This is a genomic window from Yersinia vastinensis (genome assembly GCF_902726565.1).
In the GTDB taxonomy this organism is placed as follows: domain Bacteria; phylum Pseudomonadota; class Gammaproteobacteria; order Enterobacterales; family Enterobacteriaceae; genus Yersinia; species Yersinia vastinensis.
In genome coordinates, this window is record NZ_CACVAF010000017.1 from 40,887 (window position 1) to 62,462 (window position 21,576).

Genomic DNA, 21,576 nt, shown 5'->3' on the forward strand with positions numbered 1-21,576 from the left:
TCATAAGTATTAACTTTTTGAATTTTAATGGTATTTATTTTTATTTTGGCGATAAAAAAGGCCCGAGGTTAACCGTGGGCCTTTTGTTGGGGGTGTGGGTAGGTGGTTTTTAAGAGAACATAATTTTAGCTTCTACCACAACGCCAATGATTTTACAGTTTCCATTAATGGGGATTAATGGGTACTGAGGGTTTAGGGGCTTAAGGTAGGATGATCCTCCGTCTGTCACTAATTTTTTGAATGTGGCTTCGTTGGCATCAGTTAATTTAGCGATAACAAGGCTGCCATTTTTTGCTTCTCGCCCAGTATCTACCAGAACAATCATTCCCTCTGGAATGCTGACACCTACAGGGGATGTCATTGAGTCACCTTGGACTCTCAACCAAAAGCCATCACCTTCAATGTGAGCTGAAGTATCATACCACTCATCGATATCTTTCAGGGTATAGGGTTCTATAGCCTCACACCATGAGCCTGCACTGACCCAGCTAATTAATGGATAACTCCCCTTGGGAGTATTTTGCTCTACAAATGACACGTTGGAGACTTGTGATAAGCGGGATGCCTCTTTTGCAAGAGATGGACTAAATTCTGATATAGGAACCTGTAGAAAACTTGCAAAAACAGCGGCAACATTTAGGTTGAGAGGGTTTCGCCCATTCAGATAATGACCTACAGCCCCCTGAGAAATATCAAGTTCGTTGGCAATTACCTGCTGAGTAATCCCTAAAGATTTTTTCTTTGACTCATACAAAGCCTTCAGACGCATCGCATCTTCCAACTGTTCTGTCGTCAGGACTCTTTTGTTTTCCATATCTTATTTTAATACCTTTAGTTTGATAATGTCTCCTACTTGTAGTAGCATTTATATTAATACTTTTAGTATTATAAATGCAACAGATAGGACATTTATGACTAATATGACGTTGAGAGAGTATGTGGATATGCATGGGCAAGTCCGTACTGGGAAGGCTCTTGGCTTAACCCAGATGGCAATCAGCAAGGCGCTTATATCTGGGCGAAACATCAAGGTTTCTGTTCAGGAAGGAGGAGCTCTTGAGGCATTCGAGACAAAACCCTTCCCGAGTAAGAAAAAAGTAACCAAGCGGAATTAACCCATGACTCCCGATGCATTTACCCAAGTAATCATGCCAACGGTGTTTTGCCCCGAGGATGGGAAGTGGATTCAGGAGCAGTTACAGCAATTGGCACCCTCGTTGCGCAGAAAGGTTGTCGTTAAGTATGCAGAGGCTTATCAGGTCGCGTTTTACACGGAGTCTGTTTCATACCGTCAAGAGAACAAAGCAAGGCATGAAGCTAATACGCGATTGAGATTGTTTGTGAACAGCCACGGAAAAGCACTACAGGGTTACACGGTCAGTCCGCCGTTGGTAGCACAACGGTAAACAACCTGCGGATAACCAGACTTAAAGGTGTTTGGTTGCATTACAGCATCAAGGTGCTGGCAGGTTACTAAATCTACATATCAAGATGCGTAATTTTTAGGTGGCTAGATGTGCGGATATCTAAGCGCTTAAGTGTCTGGATGTATAGATGCTCACCTCAAAAAATGAGGGGGGTAAGGGGGGAGTTGGGTTTAAGTGCGAAGCACTGGAACAGGCTTTTCCAACAGACAACTCCATAGGTTAGGTAGATCTCGATCTAAGGGGTAGCCCTTAAAAATGCGATGTACCACCAATCTAGTACGTTAAGTAATTATGAGGAGACTCTATGAGCAAAGAACTGAAACAGAAATTAATCGCCCTTCTGGAAGAGCAATTCATTCGGTCTGACGACAAGGTCACTTTTGACTACGTCATGCAAAGGAAAATCAAATCTCAAGGTTATTACCTGCAACGCAACTTTGCTATCAGCGTGGCCAGTGGTCGCAAAGGGTTTATTGATTGCCTAGTTACATCGCCTGACGGGCAGCAATGCGCCATTGAAATTGACAAAAAATCTCCTCGTTGTCGCTCACTGATGAAGTTGAACGTATTACCTGACGGTATGTCTGGTTTCGTCCTGCTCATGGATGGTAGGCACCCACTGCGTTATATCGCTGATGGCGTCGAGGTTATCCGAGCCACCAGATTCAAGTAAACGCTTTGTACTAGCTAGATGATATGGGGTCACACAATGCTGAACATCACACCGAACTTTGCACAGGAACGCGCCCTGAACATGCTGCGCAGTGACTGGAAGTCATTCGGCTCTTTCATGGTCTATGCACCGACAGGCAGCGGCAAAACCGGCTTAGCGGCATTTATCGCTGATGGGTTTGTTAGTCGCGGTATGCGTGTGCTCTTCATTGCCCCGTACACAATTTTAATTAACCAGACTGCGCAGCGCTTTATCGAATACGGACTCCCTGAAGATGAGATTAGTTTCATCTGGCAGAAACATCCGAGCTATGACCCAGCGTTAAAAATTCAGATTGCCAGTGCCGCCACGCTGATCCGCCGTCAGTTCCCGGACAATATTGATCTGCTGATCGTTGACGAGGCTCACCTCCGGCAGAAACAAATTCTGATTGAGATTGAGCGCCTGACACGTGAAACACAGGTGAAAGTGATTGGTTTATCCGGTACGCCTTTCTCACCGTTCTTGGGTAATTACTACCAGCAACTGGTTAAGCCGACCACCATCGGGGAGTTAATCCAGCGTGGCGACCTGAGCGGTTACGAGTTCTATGCGCCGAGCAAGCCAGACCTGAAAGGCGTGAAAACAACCAACACCATTGATTGCGGACGAGACTACAACGAAAACCAACTCGCAGAAATCATGTGTGGTGCTGACCTTGTTGGCGACATCGTTGATAACTGGCTACAGAACGGGCGGGACCTGCCCACGGTGGCATTCTGCGTAAATGTAGATCACGCCAATTACGTCACCATACAATTCAATAAGGTGGGGATTAACGCTGAGGTGATGGTAGCTGAAACCCCGCATGAAGAGCGTCAACTCATTATTCATCGCTTCGAAATGGGCGCCACAAAAATTATCGTCAGTGTGGGCGTGTTGGTAGCTGGTTTTGATAGTGATGTTCGCTGCGTTATCTACGCCCGACCCACAAAAAGCGAAATCCGTTGGTTGCAGGCGCTTGGGCGTGGCTTGCGTACTGCGCCGGGTAAAGAGTCTTGCCTTGTTTTCGATCACAGTGGCACTGTTCACCGCTTGGGCTTCCCTGACTCCATCGAGTACAACGAACTGCCCTCCAAAAGCGACGGAATGAAAGACAGCGCCAGTCGTGAGACTGAGGAACGCACTGAAAAACTCCCCAAAGAATGCACCGAGTGTCATTTCATGAAGCCTGCGGGTGTATATGTCTGCCCGAAATGTGGATTTAAGCCACTGGCAGGGCAGGACGTGGAGACCGACACCCAGCGCGGACTGAAAAAGTTAGGTAAGGGTAAGCGGGGGTTCACCCAATCTGACAAGCAAGCGTGGTGGAGTCAGATCAAGTTCTATCAGCGTCAGCGTACATCAATGGGTAAGCCTGTCAGCGATGGCTGGTGCTCACACACCTTCCACGACAAGTTTAGCGAATGGCCTAATGGCTTGAGTGATTTCCCGATGGAGATAACCCCCGAGGTCAGCAACTTCATTAAACATAAGCGCATCGCTTTTGCTAAAGGCAGAGAGAAATCTCAGCCACCCCCTCAACAGCGTCATGACGTCAATGCCGACACCACCATGTCGTTGATTAATGCCAAAAATCAGCTTGAAGATATACGTCAAAGTTTAAGGAAAGCAGTATGAAAACAACAGAAGCGTCAAGAGGCCGGTGGGCTGAAATTTTTGAGTATTTTGGCTTACCACCCATCACAGGCAAAAACCATTTTAAGGGAGAGTGTCCGGTATGCGGTGCTCGTGGCAAGTTCCGCATTGATGACCGCGACGGGGTGGGAACATGGATTTGTATCTGTGACAGTGGCGACGGTATGAAGCTGCTTAATCTGACGCAGGGTAAATCATTTTCAGCACTGTGTGCCGAAGTGGATCAGTTGATTGGCAATAACTACCGTCATGTCAGCATCCCCGTCACCAGTTCAGCAGCGAAACAGCGGCAGCGAGTCATTAGTAAGTTTTCAAAGCTGGTGGGCTTACGTGGCACGACGGGGGCAGATTATTTGCGTCAGCGTGGTATTAGCCGTCTTCCGGTTGAAGCTGTCAGGTTTTGCGATAAACAGCGACATGCAGGGCGGGTATATCAGGCGCTTTATTCTTTGGCTACAGATGATAAGGGTGAACTCTGTTACCTACATCAGACCCTGCTTGATGGAGATAAAAAAGCCAATATCGGTGATAGCGCCAAGCGACTTAAGTCACTTCAGGAACAGAACTACCTCGATCACACCCGCTCAGTAGCGATACGTATGTTTCCAGTCGCTTCCACATTGGGGATTGCAGAAGGGATAGAAACAGCTCTGTCCTGCTATCAAGTTTACGGGGTCAATACATGGTCAGTCATGAATGCTGGATTCATGGAGAAATTCAGGGTGCCGGCAGGCGTCAAACACCTCATTATTTTTGCTGATATGGATAAACATTCAGCCACCGGACAGGCAGCGGCCTTTAATTGCGCCACCGCCAATCTCAGAGCAAAAAATGACCTGATATCTGTTAGCGTACGCTGGCCCGATAATGATGATTTCAATGACATGTTAATGAATGGTGATCAAGTTCGTGAGCAGATCTACACAAAGAGGGCGGCATAGTGAAACTAGAATCAGCAATGAAACAGTTCAGCGCCAAGAGCCAGATGATTACCGATTCTTCCCGCGCGACCTCTTCCGATTCGCTTAAGGGACCGGATTTAGCCGCTGCAATGGGAATGGTTGAGGCTCGTGCCAGTTTCGGCATGGCTGCATATCTTGGCAAGGTGGGTATCAGCAAAGAGGATAAGGTAAGAACCGTTGAGCAGCTTACACAGTTCGCCATGAAGAACGCCCCGAAACATGTCGGTAAAGCATCAGGCCGCCGAATGGCTCAATGCATGGTTATTCTGGCTAAATTTGCCTATGAGGAATACAGCAGTTCAGCAGCGACCACTACTACATGTAAACACTGTAAGGGGAGGAGGCTGATTTACAGCATTCAAAAAGTGACTAAACACCCCGGATGCGGTGAGAAAACAGAGGCATGGATAGAAGAAGAACTGGTGGGCGAATTGTGCAATCCCTGTAACGGAAAGGGCAAAATCTCCCATCGTTGCCGCTGCAATGGAACGGGTAAGGTGCGTGACCTTAAAAAATCCAAGCGGCTTGGCGTGCCAGTTGAAAAAGAGTGTGAACGTTGTTCAGGAATTGGATACAAACGGACACCCTCAACAACAGCATACAGAGCGATTACAGCGTTGCTTCCTGAACTAACCCAATCGTCTTGGTCACGTAACTGGAAGCCGTTCTATGAGTCGCTGGTGGCTAAATGCGACATTGAAGAGAGTTATGCAGAAGATGAGTTCCAGCGGATTACACGATAACGACATGATTGTGACTAATGGCGACAAGTTTTTAATATATCGCTTGCATTTTGCATAAAGTTGGCGTAATTTCTCTAAATCATGGGCGTTTCTGTAGATGAGCGCCAAGGAAAATTATCAAGACCTCGCTTCGGCGGGGTTTTTTGTTTCAGTCTTCACTGCTAATTGGGTATACTAATTGCGAGGTATGCTCAGGTTGATACGCACTATCGACTTTCCAAAAGAAACTGAGCATATTTCACTTGTACGCAGTGACGGCCGGGAAAGACCGGCAACCCCCTAAAAATTATTAATCTTGGTATCAATTTGTATTGGAGCATTTCCACAAGACATATATATACTCCTAGTAATGATGGTAGATACTAGGAGATGAAGCATGTCAGACGTTACATCACATATAACGCTTGAAATATTGGCGCTAAAAAAGATAGTTTCAGCGTTTTATTGCACGCTAGGTCCTTCAGAACGAGCGAGACTTGATGTCATGCTAATGGACAAAAGCTCTCTAGATGGGGAGATTAAGTCGCCGTCATTGCAGCTAGAAATTCAAGATAAAATTAATAAAATCCTGCTGTAGAGTGACTTAGTTGTGATGTCACTGTCGAGATAGTTCGATTAATTATAAAGCCCTGGTATTTACTGGGGCTTTTTGCATTTTAGAGGTATGCGGTCAGCACATTGGTAGGTGTTGACGCCGGAACCGTAACCGGCTTCAAAGAGTCCTCGCCATCGTGCGGTTTTTTGTTTATGTATCTACCTCTAATTGGGTATACTGATTTTGAAGTATGCTCAGGCTGACATCCAGGGTCATCTGTCCAAAAGAAGCTGAGCATATTTCATCTACAATGAAAACTGACAGCCGGGAAAGACCGGCAACTATTCAAGCCCTTGAGTTAATTGCTCACGGATTTATGGTTTTGTGAGTCATGCCCACTGTAAAGGTAGTTATGTTTAAGGTTTGTTTATAATTGCAATGTAAATTATTCAGTGCTGTGATAGCTACCTTGGTGCAAGGATTGCATTATCATTGATACGGTTGCAGGGTTAACTATCACAGCCCCGAATTTTAAAGCCTCGGTTAATCGCCGGGGCTTTTTGCATTCTACATTCGCATGGGTACTGGATTGGTTAATCCAATCGTTGTGAAACAGTATCCAGCCGAATGTGGTGAATGCGCATGCTAAAGCGCCGCAATACTGGAGATGAAGTGACCGTGCAGGCTGGCAAAACTCCAGCAGACGGCCTGCAAGGGAGAGTGTAAAACCATTCCCTGATACACGGAGTAGCGCAGTGAGAGTCTGACATATCCGAGATTAGCGCCGGACACCACATACCAACTTTTAAGGCTCACTTCGGTGGGCCTTTCTCGTTTTAGCCCATCAGTCACCCAATCAACTCCACACACATTACTCCGCATGAGTGGCTGCACTGGTGGGCTAAATTCCTTAACTACGCGCCCAACCCGCAGAACGGGAGGGGGAGATATGAAGATGAACGATACTGGTCAAGTGCCTTATTGGTGGACAGCTTCACTTGCTTTGTTTTCCGCTCTCAGTTTGCAGGAATACATTTTTATTATCGGCGCTTTGGTTAGTGCGTGGTTCACCATCAAAACGTATTACGCCAATCGAAGAGAAAAGGCGGCTCAAATTAAAGAGCAGCAAGAGCGTACGCAGATATTAAAAGACTATTTGCACGGCAAACCTATTGATAGCCATCCGGCTGCAATTCAAGTGGTAAATGAAGTTTTGCAGCAAATGGAGAGTGAGTGATGACGACATTAAAGCGTGTTGCCATCGGTACCGCCTGCGCAGTGTCAGCCATTATTGCTATCGTCGTATCTAACGGAACGGTGAGAACAAGCGAGAAAGGATTAGAGCTTATTGGTAATGCTGAATCATGCCGCCGTGACCCATACGTATGTCCGGCTGGAGTGTTGACCGATGGCATTGGCAATACTCACGGCGTCAAGGCTGGGGTGATTAAGACTGACGCTCAAATAGCCGCTGATTGGGAAAAGAATATTCTTGATGCTGAACGTTGCGTAAACAAATTTGGCAATGGAAAGGAGCTGAATCAAGGCCAGTTTGATGCTGTTACGTCGATCACATTTAACGCTGGTTGTGCGCAGATGCAGAAATCTACGATGTATCGAATGTTGCGCGATAGCAAATTCACCGAAGCCTGCTATCAATTCCCCCGATGGACTTACGGTGGTGGAAAACAACTCCCCGGACTGGTTACTCGTCGTGGAAAAGAAAAGTCTCTCTGCCTGACAGGTGATTTCAAATGAGTGCTATCTGCTTTATCGCCGCTGCTGTGTTGGTATTTTATGGCATTCCGCAATGGTGGTGGTTTTTTGTGGTCGGGATACTCACATCATGAATAAGGTAACGGCAATACTGATCGCAGTGCTGGTAATCGCTGCTATTTGCATCGCTGGTGGACATAAGTGGGGCAGCGATAGTAAAGATTCGGAATGGTCACTTGAATGGGCTAGGCGTGATAAGTCAGACCTAGAAGCAGAAAAAGCCGCTAAAAAGAGTGCTGACGAGAAAGAGGCTCAACTTCAAGCCGCGCAATCAGCCGGATTAAAAGCATATCAACAAGGGGTAGCAGATGCTGAGAACAAAGCAAAAGGCACTATTGCTGCTTATCGCGCTGGCAATATCAGGCTGCAAAAGCGCTTCGAGTGTCTCTCCGCTTCAGTTGGGGATATGTCCGTTACTCCCGCCAGTGGACAGCTCACTGATGCAGCCAGAGACTGCGGATTTTCAGACGCAGATGTCGGATTTCTTATTTCAATCGCTGAACGAGCCGACAAGTTAGTTGAGAAGGTCACCGCATTGCAGAAGGTTATCACTGACGACCGGTTAATCATTAACTCAGATAGAACGGGGCAATAAGATGAATGATCTGGTAAATGCTTTGTTCGCACTCATCTCGTTATTAGCTCTCATTGTTATCTTTCCCATTATTGCAGCTGCTCTTGTTTGTTCTGGACGGAATGGCTCAAACCGTAACGGGCCACCGCCAGCAAACTATAAGCGCCCTAAAGCGCCACCACCACCGCCACTTCGGTAGGTTTTTTGTATCCATCAAAAGGAAATCAAATGTTTAAGTATGAATTGACCCAACTGGTAAATATCGCGATTAGTGATGAGTTTGGCGAGGTGAAAGGCCGCGCAGAATACGCAACACATGAGAACTCTTATTTTGTGCATTACAAGGCTGGCGATGGTCGGGCCATGAGCGCATGGTTCGATGAGAGTGATTTGACTGCTGTTGAAGATGAGCGTCACCCAGGCTGCGCTGTATACGCTGGGCGTGAATTGCCAGAAGGTGCAACAGTCGAAGAGTAAAAGCATTACAGATGGTATTCATTGAGTGCCATCGATAATGTCTGTAGTAATATGGTTTCGTTATTACTTCATTGACCAGAGGTTGTTATATGCAAGACATAATGCTTTTTGGTGAGGGGTGGAATGGGGAAGTGCGCAGTATTGAGCAGGGATTGCGCAAACTACATTTAATTCCACAAATAGCAGATCCGCATTTACGTGAAGCTATCTTTGTGGTTGCTGAACACTATTCTGATAATGGTGAAATGTATCTTGTTGGTTATATTGGCAATGAACCATTAATGGAAGATGTTGAAGAAGCAATTATGAGACAAAAACCAAAACCAATTTAAGCCCAAACATCTTGGTCAATCACTTAGCTAATTACAAGCCACTGGCCTTATAAGCCGGTGGTTTTTCTTTTGGAGTAAACCATGACACAGGACCAGCAAACTCTATTGATGTTCAAAGGGTTGATTGCTTCACAGCCAGAGGAATTTCAGTCCAAAGTGAATGAAGCTGCAAAGAAGCTGCGTGAGGTTCTAGCTGATTACCCTGAAGGTGAGGAAGCAGTCGCTTTCGGTCTGATTGGTGCGGAGTTACAGATAGGTGAGGCCGGAATAATCACAAAGTGAAATCATTTCATCTCAAATGCTAATGAATCTCAAAAGGTACTCCCAGAGGGGGTCCCTACCACGGGGAGTGGGACTCGCGGAAAACGGCTAGTTTTTCAATTTTCATGGTGACAGCAGCAGGTGTCGCATCTTCTTGAAAATTAGAATAAAAATCAACTTTCAGGTGACAAAACTAAAAGCGCACTGTCATCTGACCAGATTGTAATTATTTGAATTTATTTAATAAATACCAGTTTCACCTGACAGGATGAGGTGTCAATGTCCAATATCAGCAATCTGGGGGACGCTTATAACTGGAGCGTAGCGAAGATTGCTGAGGCTTTTGGGCTAAATCGCGGAACGGTGAGAAAGCGCCTGCTCGATGCCAATACGCCAATCGCTGACACAGTGAGAGGCAACCCCGTTTATGCACTGAAAGATGTCGGCCCCATTTTGTTTGGGGAGATTGAGCCTGTCGATCCTGATGGTTTTCAAAATCCACAGAGAATGGGTCCTAAAGATCGTAAAGATTGGTATCAGTCTGAAAATGAGCGAGTGAAGTTGGAAGCCAGCTTGCGTCAACTTATCCCTGTTAGTGAAGTTCATACCGAGATGGCCTTGTTGGTGAAGTCGGTCGCTCAACTGTTGGATACTTGGCCGGATGTGCTTGAACGTAAAAAGAGTTGGTCGCCTGAACTGGTGAATGAGGCGCAATCGCTGGCTGATGAGTTGAGGGACTTAATGGCCTCATCGGTTTCACTGGCAGAAACTGAGGATGAGCATTAATGAGTTATGCATCAGCGGCAGCTATACGGCGTGATGTTTCAGCCCTGCTAAAAGCCCCTCGGCGCATTCCAATTGCCGAGGCAGTACAAAAGTATATGCGTGTTCCCAAAGGCGGGGGTAATTCAGTGCCGTGGGATGCCTCCATGACACCTTATATTATTGAGCCTATGAACTGCCTAGCTTCACGTGAGTATGACGCAGTTATTTTTGTCGGCCCTGCCCGAACGGGTAAAACTATTGGGCTAATTGATGGTTGGTGTGTCTATTCTATTGTCTGCGATCCCGCTGATTTTCTGTTGGTGCAAATGACAGAGGAAAAGGCGCGAGAACACTCAAAGAAACGCCTCTCCAGAACCTTTAGGGTTAGCCCGGAAGTTGCAAAACGTCTCAGTAAAAACCCTAATGATAATAACGTCCACGATATTATTTTTCGTGCAGGTAATTATCTGAAGATAGGCTGGCCCTCAATCAATATCCTTTCATCGTCCGATTACCGATTTGTTGCGCTGACTGATTATGACCGCTGGGTAGAAGATATTGGCGGGGAAGGCGATGGTTTTACACTGGCCTCAAAGCGTACCACCACATTTATGAGTTCCGGTATGACGCTGGTGGAAAGTTCACCAGGCAGGGATGTTCGCGATACTAAATGGCGGCGAACATCTCCCCATGAAGCCCCCCCAGCCACTGGCATTCTTTCGTTGTATAACCGTGGAGACAGACGGCGCTGGTACTGGCCATGCCCGCATTGTGGCGAATATTTTCAGCCTTGCATGCAAGCGATGAGTGGGTATCGTGATGTGCCAGACCCTATACAGGCCAGCCGAGATGCACATTTGGTTTGCCCATCTTGTCAGGGCGTCATCACCTCAGACTTAAAAGATGAGTTAAACAAAAAGGGTATTTGGCTGCGAGAGGGAGAGCACTCTGATCCTAATGGGGATATTACCGGCACTCCACGACAATCGCGTATTGCTTCATTTTGGATGGAAGGCCCCGCTGCTGGTTATCAGACCTGGGCGCAAATGATATTCAGGCTTCTGACTGCTGAGCAAGAATTTGAAGCTACTGGCAGCGAAGAAACCTTGAAAGCTGTCACGAATACGGACTGTGGTATTCCCTACTTACCCCGCTCCAGCGTAGAGCAGCGACAATCTGAAACTCTGATGATTCGGGCAGAGGACGTGACTAAGCGTACCGTGCCGGAAGGTGTGCATTTCCTCGTTGCCACTATTGATGTGCAGGGCGGTAAAAATCGACGTTTCGTTGTTCAGGTTGTTGGTTATGGCACCCATGGCGAACGCTGGATAGTTGACCGATACAACATTAAGCAATCAATGCGTGTCGGCCCGAACGGTGAAAGTCTGCCGATTGATCCCGCTGGTTATCTCGAGGATTGGGACCTGTTACGTTCCGACGTGTTGGATAAGGAATGGCCGCTACATAGCAACCCTAGCGTCTCATTGCCTGTACTGGCAATGGCGGTTGACTCAGGCGGTGAAGATGGCGTCACCGGCAACGCTTACGAGTTTTGGCGGCAATGTCGTCGCGATGGTGTCCACAAACGTGTTTTTCTTTTCAAAGGGGACAGTACGACGCGAAGCAAACTGATCACCAAAACGCTCCCTGACAATACCGATCGCCCCAATCGGCGAGCTGAGGCGGGGGGAGTTGTGCCGCTTTATCTGTTGCAGACCAATCAATTAAAAGACCGGATCAGCAACGCGCTTCAGCGCGAAACACCGGGGGCTAACTACGTGCATTTTCCGGCGTGGCTGGGGGAGTGGTTCTATGACGAGTTGACTTACGAGGAACGCGGTAGTGACGGTAAATGGACGAAGCCGGGCAAGGGCGCAAATGAGGCATTTGACTTAATGGTCTATGCCCATGCGTTAGTGATACTGAAGGGGTACGAGAAAATCAACTGGGAAAAACCGCCGCCTTGGGCGCGGCCTATTGATACCCATTCCTCGTTATCGCCCGTTCAAAAACCGACCTCCACAACATCTCGAACTAAGACACCAAAACCTAAAAAATCACTTGCCCCGCAAGAGGAAAAAACCTCTGCATGGGTATCATCAACTTCAGGAGGCTGGGTGTGAATCAGGCAGAAATTGAAAACATGATCCAGCGTTATGTTGCCGCTGAAATAGCTGTGCTGGAAGGGAAATCCATCACTTTTAACGGTCAGTCAATGTCGATGGAAAATCTGAGTGAGATACGAAAGGGGCTAGCGGCATACCGACGAGAACTCCGGCTGCTGATTGCGGCGCGGCGCGGGCGTCCTATGTATAAAGTGGCGAGGTTTCCATAATGAGCATTATTGATGATGCGATTGGTTTGTTTTCCCCGAGCTGGAAAGCGGCCCGTTTAAAATCTCGGGTGGCGATCCGTGCTTATGAAGCGGTATTACCGACACGCACACATCGCGCCAGACGTGAAAATCGTAATGCTAACCAACTTAGTCAAGTGGCTGGTCGCTCTTTGAGGGAGCAGGCCCGATATTTGGACAACAACCATGATCTTGTGATCGGGCTGCTGGATAAACTGGAGGAGCGCATCATTGGGGCTAAGGGTATTATTGTCGATCCTCAGCCCATCCTCCTCACTGGGTTAATCGCGGATGATTTAGCGAAGCAAATCAGGTCCGCATGGGCCGAGTGGTCCGTTTCACCGGATGTGACCGGTCAATTTACTCGCCCCGTACTTGAACGCCTAATGGCTCGAACGTGGTTACGTGATGGTGAAGTATTTGGACAACTCGTGAGTGGAACGGCTCAAGGCTTGACCGCCACGGCCGGTATTCCTTTCTGGATTGAAGCGTTAGAGCCTGATTTTGTTCCGTTGGAATCCAATGCCCCCGAAAAAAATATTTGTCAGGGCATTTACCTCAATGGCTGGGGGCGACCCACAAAATATATCGTCTACAAATCCCTTTCCACGACAGGTATTGCGCTGGGCAATACAAAAGAAATTCTGTCCGAGGACATGGTGCATCTGAAGTTTATGCGTCGTCTGCATCAAGTTCGGGGTAACAGCTTATTGTCCGGCATTCTGATCCGGTTGAGTGCGCTCAAAGAGTATGAAGATTCTGAACTCACCGCCGCCCGTATCGCAGCGGCATTAGGCATGTATATCAAGAAAGGGGATGGACAGAGTTTTGATGACGCGAATGCCGATGATAAGCGAGAGCTAGATATTGTGCCGGGCATGCTATTTGATGATCTTCAGCCCGGTGAAGAAATCGGAATGATTAAGTCAGACCGTCCGAATCCTAACCTTGAAAATTTCCGTAATGGGCAGTTAAGGGCGGTTGCGGCAGGGAGTCGTGGCAGCTATTCCAGTATTTCCCGTAATTATGATGGTACTTACAGCGCCCAACGACAGGAGCTGGTGGAGTCTTTTGAAGGTTATGGGATTTTGCAGGATGCTTTTATTGCTGCCGTCACTCGCCCGATGTATCGCCAATGGCTGAAACAGGCCATCGCTGCTGGCATTATCCATGTCCCGCCCGATATTGACCAAAAGACCTTACTGAATGCGGTTTACAGCGGGCCAGTGATGCCGTGGATTGATCCGTTGAAAGAGGCTAATTCATGGCGAGTCCTGATTCGAGGCGGCGCAGCAACCGAAGCGGATTGGATCAGAGCGAGAGGCGCTAACCCAGGGGATGTAAAACGCCGTCGTAAGGCGGAAATTGACGAAAATACCGAGCTGGACCTGATTTTTGATACTGATCCGGCTAACGATAAAGGAGATGCCCGTGAGCAAGAACAGCAGAAAGAAACTGATTAAGGCACCGCAGGCGTCTGGCGGTGATAAAAGCTGGTTCCGTATGAAAGCCAGTGGGGAAAAAAGCGCGGATATTTATATCTACGAGGAGATCGGTTATTGGGGGGTTACCGCCCGCCAGTTTGCCAGCAGCCTGAAAGCATTGGGTGATATCGACCATATTAACCTGCGCATCCACTCTCCCGGTGGTGATGTGTTTGAGGGGATTGCCATTTACAACCTGCTGAACACTCATCCTGCCAGCAAAACGGTTTATATCGACGGTTTGGCCGCATCTATGGCCTCAGTGATCGCCATGGTCGGTAACCCCGTCATCATGCCGGAAAACGCGATGATGATGATCCATAAGCCTTGGGGCATTACTGGTGGTGATGCTAACGATATGCGCGACTATGCCGATCTGCTCGATAAGGTGGAAGGGGTTCTTATTCCTTCCTATGCCCAAAAGACCGGCAAAACCCCGGATGAACTGGCTGCTATGCTCGGTGAAGAAACCTGGCTAACGGCTCAGGAATGTGTCGAACACGGTTTTGCCGATCAACTACTCCCGTCGATGCAGGCGATGGCCCGCATCAATTCAAAACGTATTGAGGAATTCGAGTCTATGCCAGCTTCTCTGAAGAATATGATTATTAAACCCAAAGCGACCACGACACAACCAGTCGCCCCAACCCAACCGGTAGTCCCTACAGCGTCTTTGGATGACAACGCTATTCGTACTCAGGAGCGTGAGGCCCAAAAACAGCGGATCAACGGCATTAAAGATTTGTTTGCGATGTTCGGTGGCCGCTATCAGGAATTACAATCTGCGTGTGTCGAAGATGTGGATTGCACGTTGGAACAGTCCCGCGAAAAGCTGCTGGCACTGATGGGTAAAGATGCCACGCCATCGAATAAAACCCCAACTGCAGGTCTGCATATCTATGCCGGTAATGGTAATTTCACCAGCGATGGTATTCGCCAAGCGTTAATGTCACGCGCCGGTTTCGAAGATCGTCAAAATGACAACGTTTATAATGGTATGACGCTGCGTGAATATGCTCGGATGTCACTGACTGAGCGGGGGATCGGTGTTGCGTCATACAATCCTATGCAGATGATTGGTATGTCATTCACTCATACGACATCTGATTTCGGTCATATTCTGTTGGATGTGGCGAATAAGTCACTTCTACAGGGCTGGGATGAGGCTGAAGAAACCTTCGAACAATGGACGAAAAAAGGGCAACTATCTGATTTTAAGACTGCTCATCGTGTTGGAATGGGGGGGTTCCCATCGCTGCGTAAGGTGCGGGAAGGCGCTGAGTATAAATATGTCACCACATCAGATCGTGGCGAACAGATTGCACTGGCCACTTACGGTGAGATTTTCTCTGTTACTCGCCAAGCAATTATTAACGACGACTTGAGTCAGCTAACCGATGTTCCGATGAAAATGGGACGAGCCGCTAAAGCGACCATTGGCGATTTGGTTTATGCGATTCTTACAAATAATGGAAAGCTTTCTGATGGAAAAGCCTTATTCAGTAGCGATCACAAAAACCTCTCAACAGGTGCAATTGATGTCACCAATCTGGATAATGCTCGTCAATTAATGCGGACCCAGAAAGAACCCACCACAGAGCGAACGCTTAATATTCGTCCTGCCTTCCTGCTGGTTCCCACTGCGCTGGAGACGGTCGCAAACCAGACAATCAAGTCTGCGAGTGTGAAAGGCGCGGATGTTAATTCTGGGATTAATAACCCAATTCAAAACTTTGCCAGCATCGTGGGTGAACCTCGCTTAGATGATGCCAGCAAAACTCAATGGTATCTGGCCTCAGCAAAAGGCACGGATACTATCGAAGTGGCATACCTTAATGGCGTTGATCAACCCTATATCGATCAGCTAGAAGGTTTTAGCACCGATGGTGTTGCAACAAAAGTCCGTATCGATGCGGGCGTGGCACCACTTGATTATCGTGGTTTGGTGAAATCCTCGGGCGTATAACCCTTTGTGATCGTGTTTCTCTGCAGCCCGTTAGGGCTTTTTTTATACCTAAAATTCAGCCCTTCGGGGCTGTATGGAGATTTTATGGCTACTAATTTTATTCAGGAAGGTAAGACCATCCCAATCACGAATTCGGGTGTGGAGATTATCTCAAGCGGCGATCCGGTAGTGATTGGCGATATTATTGCTGTGGCGCTGGTTGATATTAGCCCTACAGTCACCGGCGACGGCATGGCCGAAGGGGTTTTTCTATTGCCTAAGTTAGCTGCTGATGTCATTCCAGCCGGGAAAAAGGTTTTCCTGAAAGCGGGTAAGGTTCAACTTGCGTCTGCTGACGCAGTTGCGGCGGGTTGTGCCTGGGCTGCTGCTGCCGCTAGCGAGACAGTGATTGCGGTAAAAATCAATGGCTAACGCCTTTGAACGGCTGGTTGTGAGAATGGATCTGGCGACAGTGGAACGGATGGGTAAACCGGTACTCATCAATGAAGTTGAGTATATTGCCGTTGAAAGTCATCTCATCCCCGAAATGGGACCGGTGACGGGGGACGGTATTTCGCTGGTTATCTTCTCATTAGATTATTCCCCACGCCGCAATGATCAGGTGACTTGGGAAGGTCAATCCTACATCGTCACCCGCCATCAGTCTTTTAATGGAAAGCCCCAAATCTGGTTGGAGTAACGGGAGGTACCATGACCGTTCAAGGTTTAGACCAGCTCATCAGTAACCTTTCCGCGCTCAGTAAAACGGCGGTGCCTCGGGCCACCTCGCAAGCGGTGAACCGTGTCGCCGGTCGAGCCATTAGCCGCAGTGCGTCGCAAGTCTCAAAGAGTACACGTGTCCCGTTAAAGTTGGTCCGAGGGCGTACCCGACTGAAAAAAGCCAGTCCGAGCCGCCCCATTGCGACGATCCGTGTTAAGCGGGGAGATTTGCCTGTTATCAATCTTGGCCCTGTGCGCCTGCAGATATCTCGTCGTAACAGTAAAGGTGGTGCAGACAGCGTATTAAAAGTGGGCCGATTCTCTTTTCCGGGGGGATTTGTGCAACAGCTCAGCAATGGGCGATGGCAAGTGATGCGTAGAACGTCAAAGGCGCGTTATCCGATTGAAGTCATCAAAATCCCAATGGCTGCACCACTCACTCAGGCATTTCACAACCAAACGAAATCCCTACTGATGAGTGATATGCCAAAAGAGTTGGCGGCTGCGTTGAGTAATCAATTACGACTGGTGATCAAACGATGAACAGAAATACCGCAATACGTAAAGCCGTACTAGATGCACTGAAAGCATCGATTACCGCGCCAGATGTCACTTTTTTTGACGGCAGGCCGGTATTTCTTGATGTCACAGACCTACCGGCCGTTGCCGTTTATCTGACTGATTCAGAGTCAACGGGGGAGTATATCGACGGCGACCACTGGCGTTCAGTTTTGCATGTGGAGGTTTTTTTAAAAGCAAAAAGCCCCGATTCAGCACTGGATGAGTGGATGGAAAACAACATTTACCCCGTGATGGGGGATATCCCAGCGTTATACGAACAGATAGAAAGTCTTTCCCCGTTAGGCTACGACTATCAACGCGACGATGAAGCGATTACGTGGGGTTCGTCGGATATCACTTACAGGCTGTCGTATTTTAAATAACGCCTTTTCTTATCGTACATACCCGCCGCCGCGCGGGTTTTTTATGTCTGGAGCAAAATATGACCAGTATTTATGAAAAAACACAGGGTACAGTTTTCAGTGTTTCTGCTGAGGCAGCGACTGAAGCAAACCCAGCAGATGCAACTTGGTTATCAGCATCATGCTCAACAAAAGAACTCAGTTTCACCGGGGGGCAGAAAGATGATATTGAAGTTACAACACTTTGCTCGACCGAAAAAGAGATGACTAATGGGCTTTCATCTCCTGCAGAAATGAGCATTAACCGAAACTGGAGTGCTGGAGAATTGGCTCAGGAATCGTTAATGGAAGCCTATGAAACGAATGAGCGACGCGCTATCAAAGTTGTCTTCCCGTCAGGTAATGGATTCGCCTATCTTGCCGAGGTTCGGCAAAACAGTTGGAGTGCGGGGACTTCCGGTGTGGTTTCTTCTTCTTACACACTACGTATCATCGGTAAGCCTGTTCGAATTATGGCCTCCGATATTGTTCCTGTCACCGGCTTAACGCTTACCCCAACCAGTGGCAGTGTGGTTGCCGGTGGAACAGCGACATTTAACGTCAATATTTCTCCATCAAATGCCACAAACAAGGGTTTCACTCTACTCTCATCCGTTCCGGCCCGAGTAACAGCTACGGCAACGGGTATGTTGGTAACGGTATCAGCACCCTCTGGAGCAACGGCGGGATCAGCCAATATTACAGTGACGACTTCCGATGGCGGCAAAACCGCCACTTACACAGCTAACGTCACCGTTTAATAAGAGGGTGCTAAAACATGTCAGCCAAAAAGAAATTTGATCTCAAATCACTGGTGTCTTCGGCACATGCTGGATTTCGCACTAAAAGTGTACCCGTCAGCGAGTGGGATGGAGCAAGCGTTGTGCTACGAGAACCCTCTTTAGAGGGCTGGGGGCGGTGGCGCGAGATTATGGCATCACCGGAAACAAAAGCAGGGGAAAGTGAAGTTCAACTTTCCATCTCAGAGGAAACTCAGCGCAATATCCGTGCCGATGCGGTGATGTTCATTGATGTTCTATTAGACGAAGATCTGCAACCGGTTTTTGCAGTGAATGAATTGGAAAAAGTCATTTCATTTTATGGTCCGGTGCATGCCCGTCTTCTTAGGATCGCAATGGGGCTGGCAACGTCTCCAGAGGATGCTGAAAAAAAGTTATAGAACCCGGTACCCAATTCATGATGAAACTCGCACTGCGTTTGGGCAGGACGCTGGGTGAACTCAAGCAAACAATTGGTATGAGCGAACTTCGCTTATGGGCTGCATATGACCGTATTAGCCCCATCGGTGATGAACGGGGCGACTTTCAAGCAGCACAAATCACGGCAGCGACCTATAACGCACAAGGGGGGAAGAACCCGCTCAGCATTGAAGATGTTTTGTTGGGCTGGGGTGAGTCGGAAAACGATGACGGATCAGAACTTGAAGCGTTTTTAGGTCAGTTGGCTGAGTAATTCACCCGCTTCGGCGGGTTTCTGGGAGGAACTATGACAGTTCTGGGTGATCTGATCGTCAACCTGTCGGCTAATTCAAGTTCATTTCAAACCGAGATTGCAAAAGCCTCTCGTTTGGGATCTGAATATTATAAGACGATAGAAGGAGGCTCGCGCAAGGCAGAAGCGGCGACACGCCAGAGCAAACGGGCATTAGCAGAACTTAATAACGAACTGGTCACAGTGAAAGAATCTGCTAGTGGCATGGTGGGCATGTTTGCCGGAGCCTTTGCAGTTGGCAGTTTGATCACTACAGCTGACCAATACGGGCAGATCTCATCGCGTATCAAAATGGCGACTGGTTCTCAGGAGGAATATAACAGCGTTCAGCAGCGCCTGATGGAGATCAGCGACCGAACTTATAAAAGTATCGAAGAGCAATCTGAGCTGTATATTCGCAGTGCCAACTCCATGAAAGAGCTGGGTTTCTCCACGGCCAGTACGATTGATTTTATTGATTCAATTTCCAGTGCGTTAACCATTAACGCCGCCAGTGCTGAAAAAGGCGAGAGCGCGATTAATGCCCTGTCTAAATCCATGGTAAATGGCAAGGTGGCGGGTGATCAGTGGCATGCCGTCATGGAGATTATGCCAACTGTTATCGGTGATATTGCCCGTTATTTGGGGACCACTGAGCTTGAAGTGAAAAAACTTGGCGCGGCTGGAAAGTTATCAATGGATACCTTTTCCAAGGCGGTGATAGCGGCAAAAGACCGTAACGCCGAACTTGCCGAGGCTATGCCGACCACTGTCGGGGATGCCATCACCAAGCTGTCAAACCATTGGAAAGCCTATATTGGTGATGCCAATAGTGCAATGGGTGTGACGGCGGCGATCTCCGGTGTGATTGGCACGGCGGCAGATAATATCGATGTGCTGGTTGCAGCCGGTACCGGCTTGGTGGGGCTTGGACTGGCGCGTTACTTTGGTGGCATGGCTGATAGCGTAAGGACAGCCGCTAAAGAAGTCATTAATACAACACGATCACAACTCGCTCTGGCAGCGGCGCAGGTTGAAGGCGTTCAGGCGTCATTGTTACAGATCCGGACAGAGCGAGAATCGGCGGTTGCCGCACAGCGTTCGTTGGTCGCTCAGTTACAGTTGGCGCAAACCGAAAAGGCTCGTACGGTTATTCGTGCACAACTGGCGGTTAACTCTGCTGCAATAGCCGCCGCATCCCGCGCAGAAGCGGCAGCAACGGATGCCCTTACCGAAGCACAAAAACGGTTGAATGTTGCTTCTGGACTGGCGAGTAAGGCGCTGGGCTTGATTGGGGGGCCTGTTGGGGCTGCAATGTTGGCTGCTGGCGCAGTTTATTATTTCTATGAGAAATCAGAACAAGCCAAACGTTCAGCGACAGAGCTAGCGGGTGGTGTCGGTGGACTGATTGATAAAATGCGGGAAATGGGGAATGTTCAGTTAGCGGCTGAGATCGGCAAGCTGAATAACTCATTACCGGCGCTCTCTTCTGTTGTTGTTGATGCGCAAAAGAATTACGACAAAGCAACAGAAGCCGTTGAGCGGAATCGCCGACAGATTTATCTATGGGGGGAAGGTTCAACCATTGGGAAGCAAGCCAATGAAGAATTGAATATCTCTCTCAATAATCAGGCGATAGCGCTCAAAGAGTTGACGGATGCGCAGGACAATAAAAGTCGTGCGGTCAATGGGGCTAATGTTTTAAGCGGTCAGTTAAATGGGACGCTTAAAGAAGGTGTCGGCATCCTTAAACTGGAACAGGTAGAAGTGGGTATCGCAGCCGGAATGATGGCTAATTTTACCAGTTCTCTGAATATTGCTACCCAAGCCAAAACCGCCTTTAACTCAACTAGTCTGATTCTGCCTGTCAGTGAAGAGCTTAAAAACGCGCAAAAGGTGCAGGACGATAAGCTGGCAATATTAAAATTGTCGGGCAGGGCGCAGGCGACAGAAATAGCTAGACAAGAAGCTGAACGGCTCAAAATTACTGATCCGAAAGAGGTATCGAAATTCGTCAGCGGCGAACTCAGAAACTACGATCAGTCTGAGCAGAACAAAGCGAATGAGCAGGCAAAAAGCAAAGCGGCCAGTGCAACAAAAACGGCTGAAAGTGCAACAAAAGCCTATGAACAAGCCATTGCCAATCTGAATAAAGAAATTCAGGTTGAGTCAGTTCGACTCAAACAAGGTGAAGCTGCAGCGTCATTATTTGCCGCATCAATTGAAACCGGCGCGAAATATACTGATGGCCAACGCGCTGAACTGGAACGGCTGAATAAAACCCTCGCAGAGTCAAAGCAGCGCTGGGAAGATCATAATGCAGCGATTGCGTCAGACCCTTACCGCAGCGCCGCTGAGTCACAACGTCAGGCACAGGAGCAGCTACAACGGCAGATTGCCGGGGGTGAGATACAAAGCG

General features: G+C 48.1%; 28 protein-coding genes. 26 read left to right on the forward strand and 2 right to left on the reverse strand.

What is annotated here, in order from left to right:
• Positions 1 to 109: 109 nt before the first annotated feature.
• Entirely contained in the window at positions 110 to 814 is a 705-nt protein-coding gene (locus HUZ92_RS19185) for a LexA family protein (RefSeq protein WP_019210752.1), read from the reverse strand.
• A gap of 97 nt (positions 815 to 911) precedes the next feature.
• Here HUZ92_RS19185 and HUZ92_RS19190 point away from each other — a divergent pair, with 97 nt between their 5' ends.
• The 7 genes from HUZ92_RS19190 to HUZ92_RS19215 all read left to right on the forward strand — a co-directional run bounded on the left by HUZ92_RS19190 (position 912) and on the right by HUZ92_RS19215 (position 6,059).
• The gene (locus HUZ92_RS19190; RefSeq protein ID WP_019210751.1) at positions 912 to 1,115 is read left to right on the forward strand and encodes a Cro/CI family transcriptional regulator; all 204 of its coding nucleotides are present in this window, start codon (positions 912 to 914) and stop codon (positions 1,113 to 1,115) included.
• 3 nt (positions 1,116 to 1,118) lie between these two features.
• Positions 1,119 to 1,406: a hypothetical protein gene (locus HUZ92_RS20920; protein ID WP_019210750.1), complete on the forward strand. Its 288-nt coding sequence runs from the start codon at positions 1,119 to 1,121 to the stop codon at positions 1,404 to 1,406.
• Between the two features lie 325 nt (positions 1,407 to 1,731).
• Positions 1,732 to 2,100, forward strand: coding sequence for a hypothetical protein (locus HUZ92_RS19195; RefSeq protein ID WP_019210749.1), 369 nt, complete (start codon positions 1,732 to 1,734; stop codon positions 2,098 to 2,100).
• A gap of 36 nt (positions 2,101 to 2,136) precedes the next feature.
• Complete coding sequence (locus tag HUZ92_RS19200) at positions 2,137 to 3,759, forward strand: DEAD/DEAH box helicase (protein ID WP_019210748.1); 1,623 nt, start codon at positions 2,137 to 2,139, stop codon at positions 3,757 to 3,759.
• Entirely contained in the window at positions 3,756 to 4,718 is a 963-nt protein-coding gene (locus tag HUZ92_RS19205) for a DUF7146 domain-containing protein (protein ID WP_019210747.1), read from the forward strand. The genes HUZ92_RS19200 and HUZ92_RS19205 overlap by 4 nt, the downstream gene beginning before the upstream one ends.
• Complete coding sequence (locus tag HUZ92_RS19210; protein ID WP_019210746.1) at positions 4,718 to 5,482, forward strand: antitermination protein; 765 nt, start codon at positions 4,718 to 4,720, stop codon at positions 5,480 to 5,482. The genes HUZ92_RS19205 and HUZ92_RS19210 overlap by 1 nt, the downstream gene beginning before the upstream one ends.
• 376 nt (positions 5,483 to 5,858) lie before the next feature.
• Positions 5,859 to 6,059: a hypothetical protein gene (locus tag HUZ92_RS19215; protein ID WP_019210745.1), complete on the forward strand. Its 201-nt coding sequence runs from the start codon at positions 5,859 to 5,861 to the stop codon at positions 6,057 to 6,059.
• Positions 6,060 to 6,662: 603 nt separating this feature from the next.
• Here the strand turns inward: HUZ92_RS19215 and HUZ92_RS19220 are convergent.
• The gene (locus HUZ92_RS19220) at positions 6,663 to 6,899 is read right to left on the reverse strand and encodes a hypothetical protein (protein WP_145566369.1); all 237 of its coding nucleotides are present in this window, start codon (positions 6,897 to 6,899) and stop codon (positions 6,663 to 6,665) included.
• Between the two features lie 73 nt (positions 6,900 to 6,972).
• Between HUZ92_RS19220 and HUZ92_RS19225 the strand changes: the two genes are divergently transcribed.
• From HUZ92_RS19225 to HUZ92_RS19315, 19 genes are all read left to right on the forward strand, one after another.
• On the forward strand, positions 6,973 to 7,254 hold the full coding sequence (locus tag HUZ92_RS19225) for a hypothetical protein (RefSeq protein ID WP_042806577.1): 282 nt from the start codon (positions 6,973 to 6,975) through the stop codon (positions 7,252 to 7,254).
• A complete protein-coding gene (locus tag HUZ92_RS19230; protein ID WP_050295271.1) occupies positions 7,254 to 7,775 on the forward strand; it encodes a lysozyme in 522 nt (173 codons plus the stop codon). Before HUZ92_RS19225 ends, HUZ92_RS19230 begins: the two co-directional genes overlap by 1 nt.
• Before the next feature lie 88 nt (positions 7,776 to 7,863).
• The gene (locus tag HUZ92_RS19235; protein ID WP_050295390.1) at positions 7,864 to 8,388 is read left to right on the forward strand and encodes a DUF2514 family protein; all 525 of its coding nucleotides are present in this window, start codon (positions 7,864 to 7,866) and stop codon (positions 8,386 to 8,388) included.
• Between the two features lie 207 nt (positions 8,389 to 8,595).
• Positions 8,596 to 8,844 (forward strand): hypothetical protein, encoded by a 249-nt coding sequence (locus HUZ92_RS19240; protein WP_050295272.1) that lies wholly within the window; start codon positions 8,596 to 8,598, stop codon positions 8,842 to 8,844.
• An 89-nt stretch (positions 8,845 to 8,933) separates the two neighbouring features.
• The gene (locus HUZ92_RS19245; protein ID WP_050295273.1) at positions 8,934 to 9,176 is read left to right on the forward strand and encodes a hypothetical protein; all 243 of its coding nucleotides are present in this window, start codon (positions 8,934 to 8,936) and stop codon (positions 9,174 to 9,176) included.
• Between the two features lie 81 nt (positions 9,177 to 9,257).
• The gene (locus tag HUZ92_RS19250) at positions 9,258 to 9,458 is read left to right on the forward strand and encodes a hypothetical protein (RefSeq protein ID WP_050295274.1); all 201 of its coding nucleotides are present in this window, start codon (positions 9,258 to 9,260) and stop codon (positions 9,456 to 9,458) included.
• A gap of 258 nt (positions 9,459 to 9,716) precedes the next feature.
• Entirely contained in the window at positions 9,717 to 10,223 is a 507-nt protein-coding gene (locus HUZ92_RS19255) for a DUF1441 family protein (protein ID WP_050146805.1), read from the forward strand.
• Positions 10,223 to 12,325: a phage terminase large subunit family protein gene (locus HUZ92_RS19260; protein WP_050146807.1), complete on the forward strand. Its 2,103-nt coding sequence runs from the start codon at positions 10,223 to 10,225 to the stop codon at positions 12,323 to 12,325. Before HUZ92_RS19255 ends, HUZ92_RS19260 begins: the two co-directional genes overlap by 1 nt.
• Complete coding sequence (locus HUZ92_RS19265) at positions 12,322 to 12,537, forward strand: hypothetical protein (RefSeq protein WP_050146809.1); 216 nt, start codon at positions 12,322 to 12,324, stop codon at positions 12,535 to 12,537. Before HUZ92_RS19260 ends, HUZ92_RS19265 begins: the two co-directional genes overlap by 4 nt.
• Positions 12,537 to 14,018: a phage portal protein gene (locus HUZ92_RS19270; protein ID WP_050146812.1), complete on the forward strand. Its 1,482-nt coding sequence runs from the start codon at positions 12,537 to 12,539 to the stop codon at positions 14,016 to 14,018. The genes HUZ92_RS19265 and HUZ92_RS19270 overlap by 1 nt, the downstream gene beginning before the upstream one ends.
• A complete protein-coding gene (locus tag HUZ92_RS19275; RefSeq protein WP_217450654.1) occupies positions 13,981 to 16,005 on the forward strand; it encodes a ClpP-like prohead protease/major capsid protein fusion protein in 2,025 nt (674 codons plus the stop codon). The genes HUZ92_RS19270 and HUZ92_RS19275 overlap by 38 nt, the downstream gene beginning before the upstream one ends.
• An 84-nt stretch (positions 16,006 to 16,089) precedes the next feature.
• Positions 16,090 to 16,416, forward strand: a complete 327-nt coding sequence (locus HUZ92_RS19280) for a DUF2190 family protein (RefSeq protein WP_050146814.1) — start codon at positions 16,090 to 16,092, stop codon at positions 16,414 to 16,416.
• The gene (locus HUZ92_RS19285; protein WP_050146816.1) at positions 16,409 to 16,684 is read left to right on the forward strand and encodes a DNA breaking-rejoining protein; all 276 of its coding nucleotides are present in this window, start codon (positions 16,409 to 16,411) and stop codon (positions 16,682 to 16,684) included. Before HUZ92_RS19280 ends, HUZ92_RS19285 begins: the two co-directional genes overlap by 8 nt.
• Positions 16,685 to 16,695: 11 nt before the next feature.
• A complete protein-coding gene (locus HUZ92_RS19290) occupies positions 16,696 to 17,247 on the forward strand; it encodes a phage tail protein (RefSeq protein ID WP_050146818.1) in 552 nt (183 codons plus the stop codon).
• Positions 17,244 to 17,648, forward strand: a complete 405-nt coding sequence (gene gpU / locus HUZ92_RS19295; protein WP_050146821.1) for a phage tail terminator protein — start codon at positions 17,244 to 17,246, stop codon at positions 17,646 to 17,648. Before HUZ92_RS19290 ends, gpU begins: the two co-directional genes overlap by 4 nt.
• A gap of 59 nt (positions 17,649 to 17,707) precedes the next feature.
• Positions 17,708 to 18,427, forward strand: coding sequence for a phage tail tube protein (locus HUZ92_RS21055; protein WP_050295275.1), 720 nt, complete (start codon positions 17,708 to 17,710; stop codon positions 18,425 to 18,427).
• Between the two features lie 17 nt (positions 18,428 to 18,444).
• A complete protein-coding gene (locus tag HUZ92_RS19305; protein ID WP_050146825.1) occupies positions 18,445 to 18,846 on the forward strand; it encodes a phage tail assembly chaperone in 402 nt (133 codons plus the stop codon).
• Between the two features lie 20 nt (positions 18,847 to 18,866).
• Positions 18,867 to 19,139: a phage tail assembly protein T gene (locus HUZ92_RS19310; RefSeq protein WP_050146918.1), complete on the forward strand. Its 273-nt coding sequence runs from the start codon at positions 18,867 to 18,869 to the stop codon at positions 19,137 to 19,139.
• A 33-nt stretch (positions 19,140 to 19,172) separates the two neighbouring features.
• The coding region (locus HUZ92_RS19315) for a tape measure protein (protein WP_174846877.1) at positions 19,173 to 21,576 on the forward strand (2,404 nt) is incomplete at its 3' end.

Coding starts and splice junctions, on each gene's coding strand:
- gpU (WP_050146821.1), top strand. CDS start 17,244: ATGAACAGAAATACCGCAATACGTAAAGCCGTACTAGATGCACTGAAA.
- HUZ92_RS19220 (WP_145566369.1), bottom strand. CDS start 6,899: ATGCGGAGTAATGTGTGTGGAGTTGATTGGGTGACTGATGGGCTAAAA.
- HUZ92_RS19190 (WP_019210751.1), top strand. CDS start 912: ATGACTAATATGACGTTGAGAGAGTATGTGGATATGCATGGGCAAGTC.
- HUZ92_RS19260 (WP_050146807.1), top strand. CDS start 10,223: ATGAGTTATGCATCAGCGGCAGCTATACGGCGTGATGTTTCAGCCCTG.
- HUZ92_RS19195 (WP_019210749.1), top strand. CDS start 1,732: ATGAGCAAAGAACTGAAACAGAAATTAATCGCCCTTCTGGAAGAGCAA.
- HUZ92_RS19275 (WP_217450654.1), top strand. CDS start 13,981: ATGCCCGTGAGCAAGAACAGCAGAAAGAAACTGATTAAGGCACCGCAG.
- HUZ92_RS19215 (WP_019210745.1), top strand. CDS start 5,859: ATGTCAGACGTTACATCACATATAACGCTTGAAATATTGGCGCTAAAA.
- HUZ92_RS19280 (WP_050146814.1), top strand. CDS start 16,090: ATGGCTACTAATTTTATTCAGGAAGGTAAGACCATCCCAATCACGAAT.
- HUZ92_RS19225 (WP_042806577.1), top strand. CDS start 6,973: ATGAACGATACTGGTCAAGTGCCTTATTGGTGGACAGCTTCACTTGCT.
- HUZ92_RS19185 (WP_019210752.1), bottom strand. CDS start 814: ATGGAAAACAAAAGAGTCCTGACGACAGAACAGTTGGAAGATGCGATG.
- HUZ92_RS19245 (WP_050295273.1), top strand. CDS start 8,934: ATGCAAGACATAATGCTTTTTGGTGAGGGGTGGAATGGGGAAGTGCGC.
- HUZ92_RS19255 (WP_050146805.1), top strand. CDS start 9,717: ATGTCCAATATCAGCAATCTGGGGGACGCTTATAACTGGAGCGTAGCG.
- HUZ92_RS19285 (WP_050146816.1), top strand. CDS start 16,409: ATGGCTAACGCCTTTGAACGGCTGGTTGTGAGAATGGATCTGGCGACA.
- HUZ92_RS20920 (WP_019210750.1), top strand. CDS start 1,119: ATGACTCCCGATGCATTTACCCAAGTAATCATGCCAACGGTGTTTTGC.
- HUZ92_RS19305 (WP_050146825.1), top strand. CDS start 18,445: ATGTCAGCCAAAAAGAAATTTGATCTCAAATCACTGGTGTCTTCGGCA.
- HUZ92_RS19200 (WP_019210748.1), top strand. CDS start 2,137: ATGCTGAACATCACACCGAACTTTGCACAGGAACGCGCCCTGAACATG.
- HUZ92_RS19270 (WP_050146812.1), top strand. CDS start 12,537: ATGAGCATTATTGATGATGCGATTGGTTTGTTTTCCCCGAGCTGGAAA.
- HUZ92_RS19205 (WP_019210747.1), top strand. CDS start 3,756: ATGAAAACAACAGAAGCGTCAAGAGGCCGGTGGGCTGAAATTTTTGAG.
- HUZ92_RS19230 (WP_050295271.1), top strand. CDS start 7,254: ATGACGACATTAAAGCGTGTTGCCATCGGTACCGCCTGCGCAGTGTCA.
- HUZ92_RS19310 (WP_050146918.1), top strand. CDS start 18,867: ATGAAACTCGCACTGCGTTTGGGCAGGACGCTGGGTGAACTCAAGCAA.
- HUZ92_RS19235 (WP_050295390.1), top strand. CDS start 7,864: ATGAATAAGGTAACGGCAATACTGATCGCAGTGCTGGTAATCGCTGCT.
- HUZ92_RS19250 (WP_050295274.1), top strand. CDS start 9,258: ATGACACAGGACCAGCAAACTCTATTGATGTTCAAAGGGTTGATTGCT.
- HUZ92_RS21055 (WP_050295275.1), top strand. CDS start 17,708: ATGACCAGTATTTATGAAAAAACACAGGGTACAGTTTTCAGTGTTTCT.
- HUZ92_RS19240 (WP_050295272.1), top strand. CDS start 8,596: ATGTTTAAGTATGAATTGACCCAACTGGTAAATATCGCGATTAGTGAT.
- HUZ92_RS19290 (WP_050146818.1), top strand. CDS start 16,696: ATGACCGTTCAAGGTTTAGACCAGCTCATCAGTAACCTTTCCGCGCTC.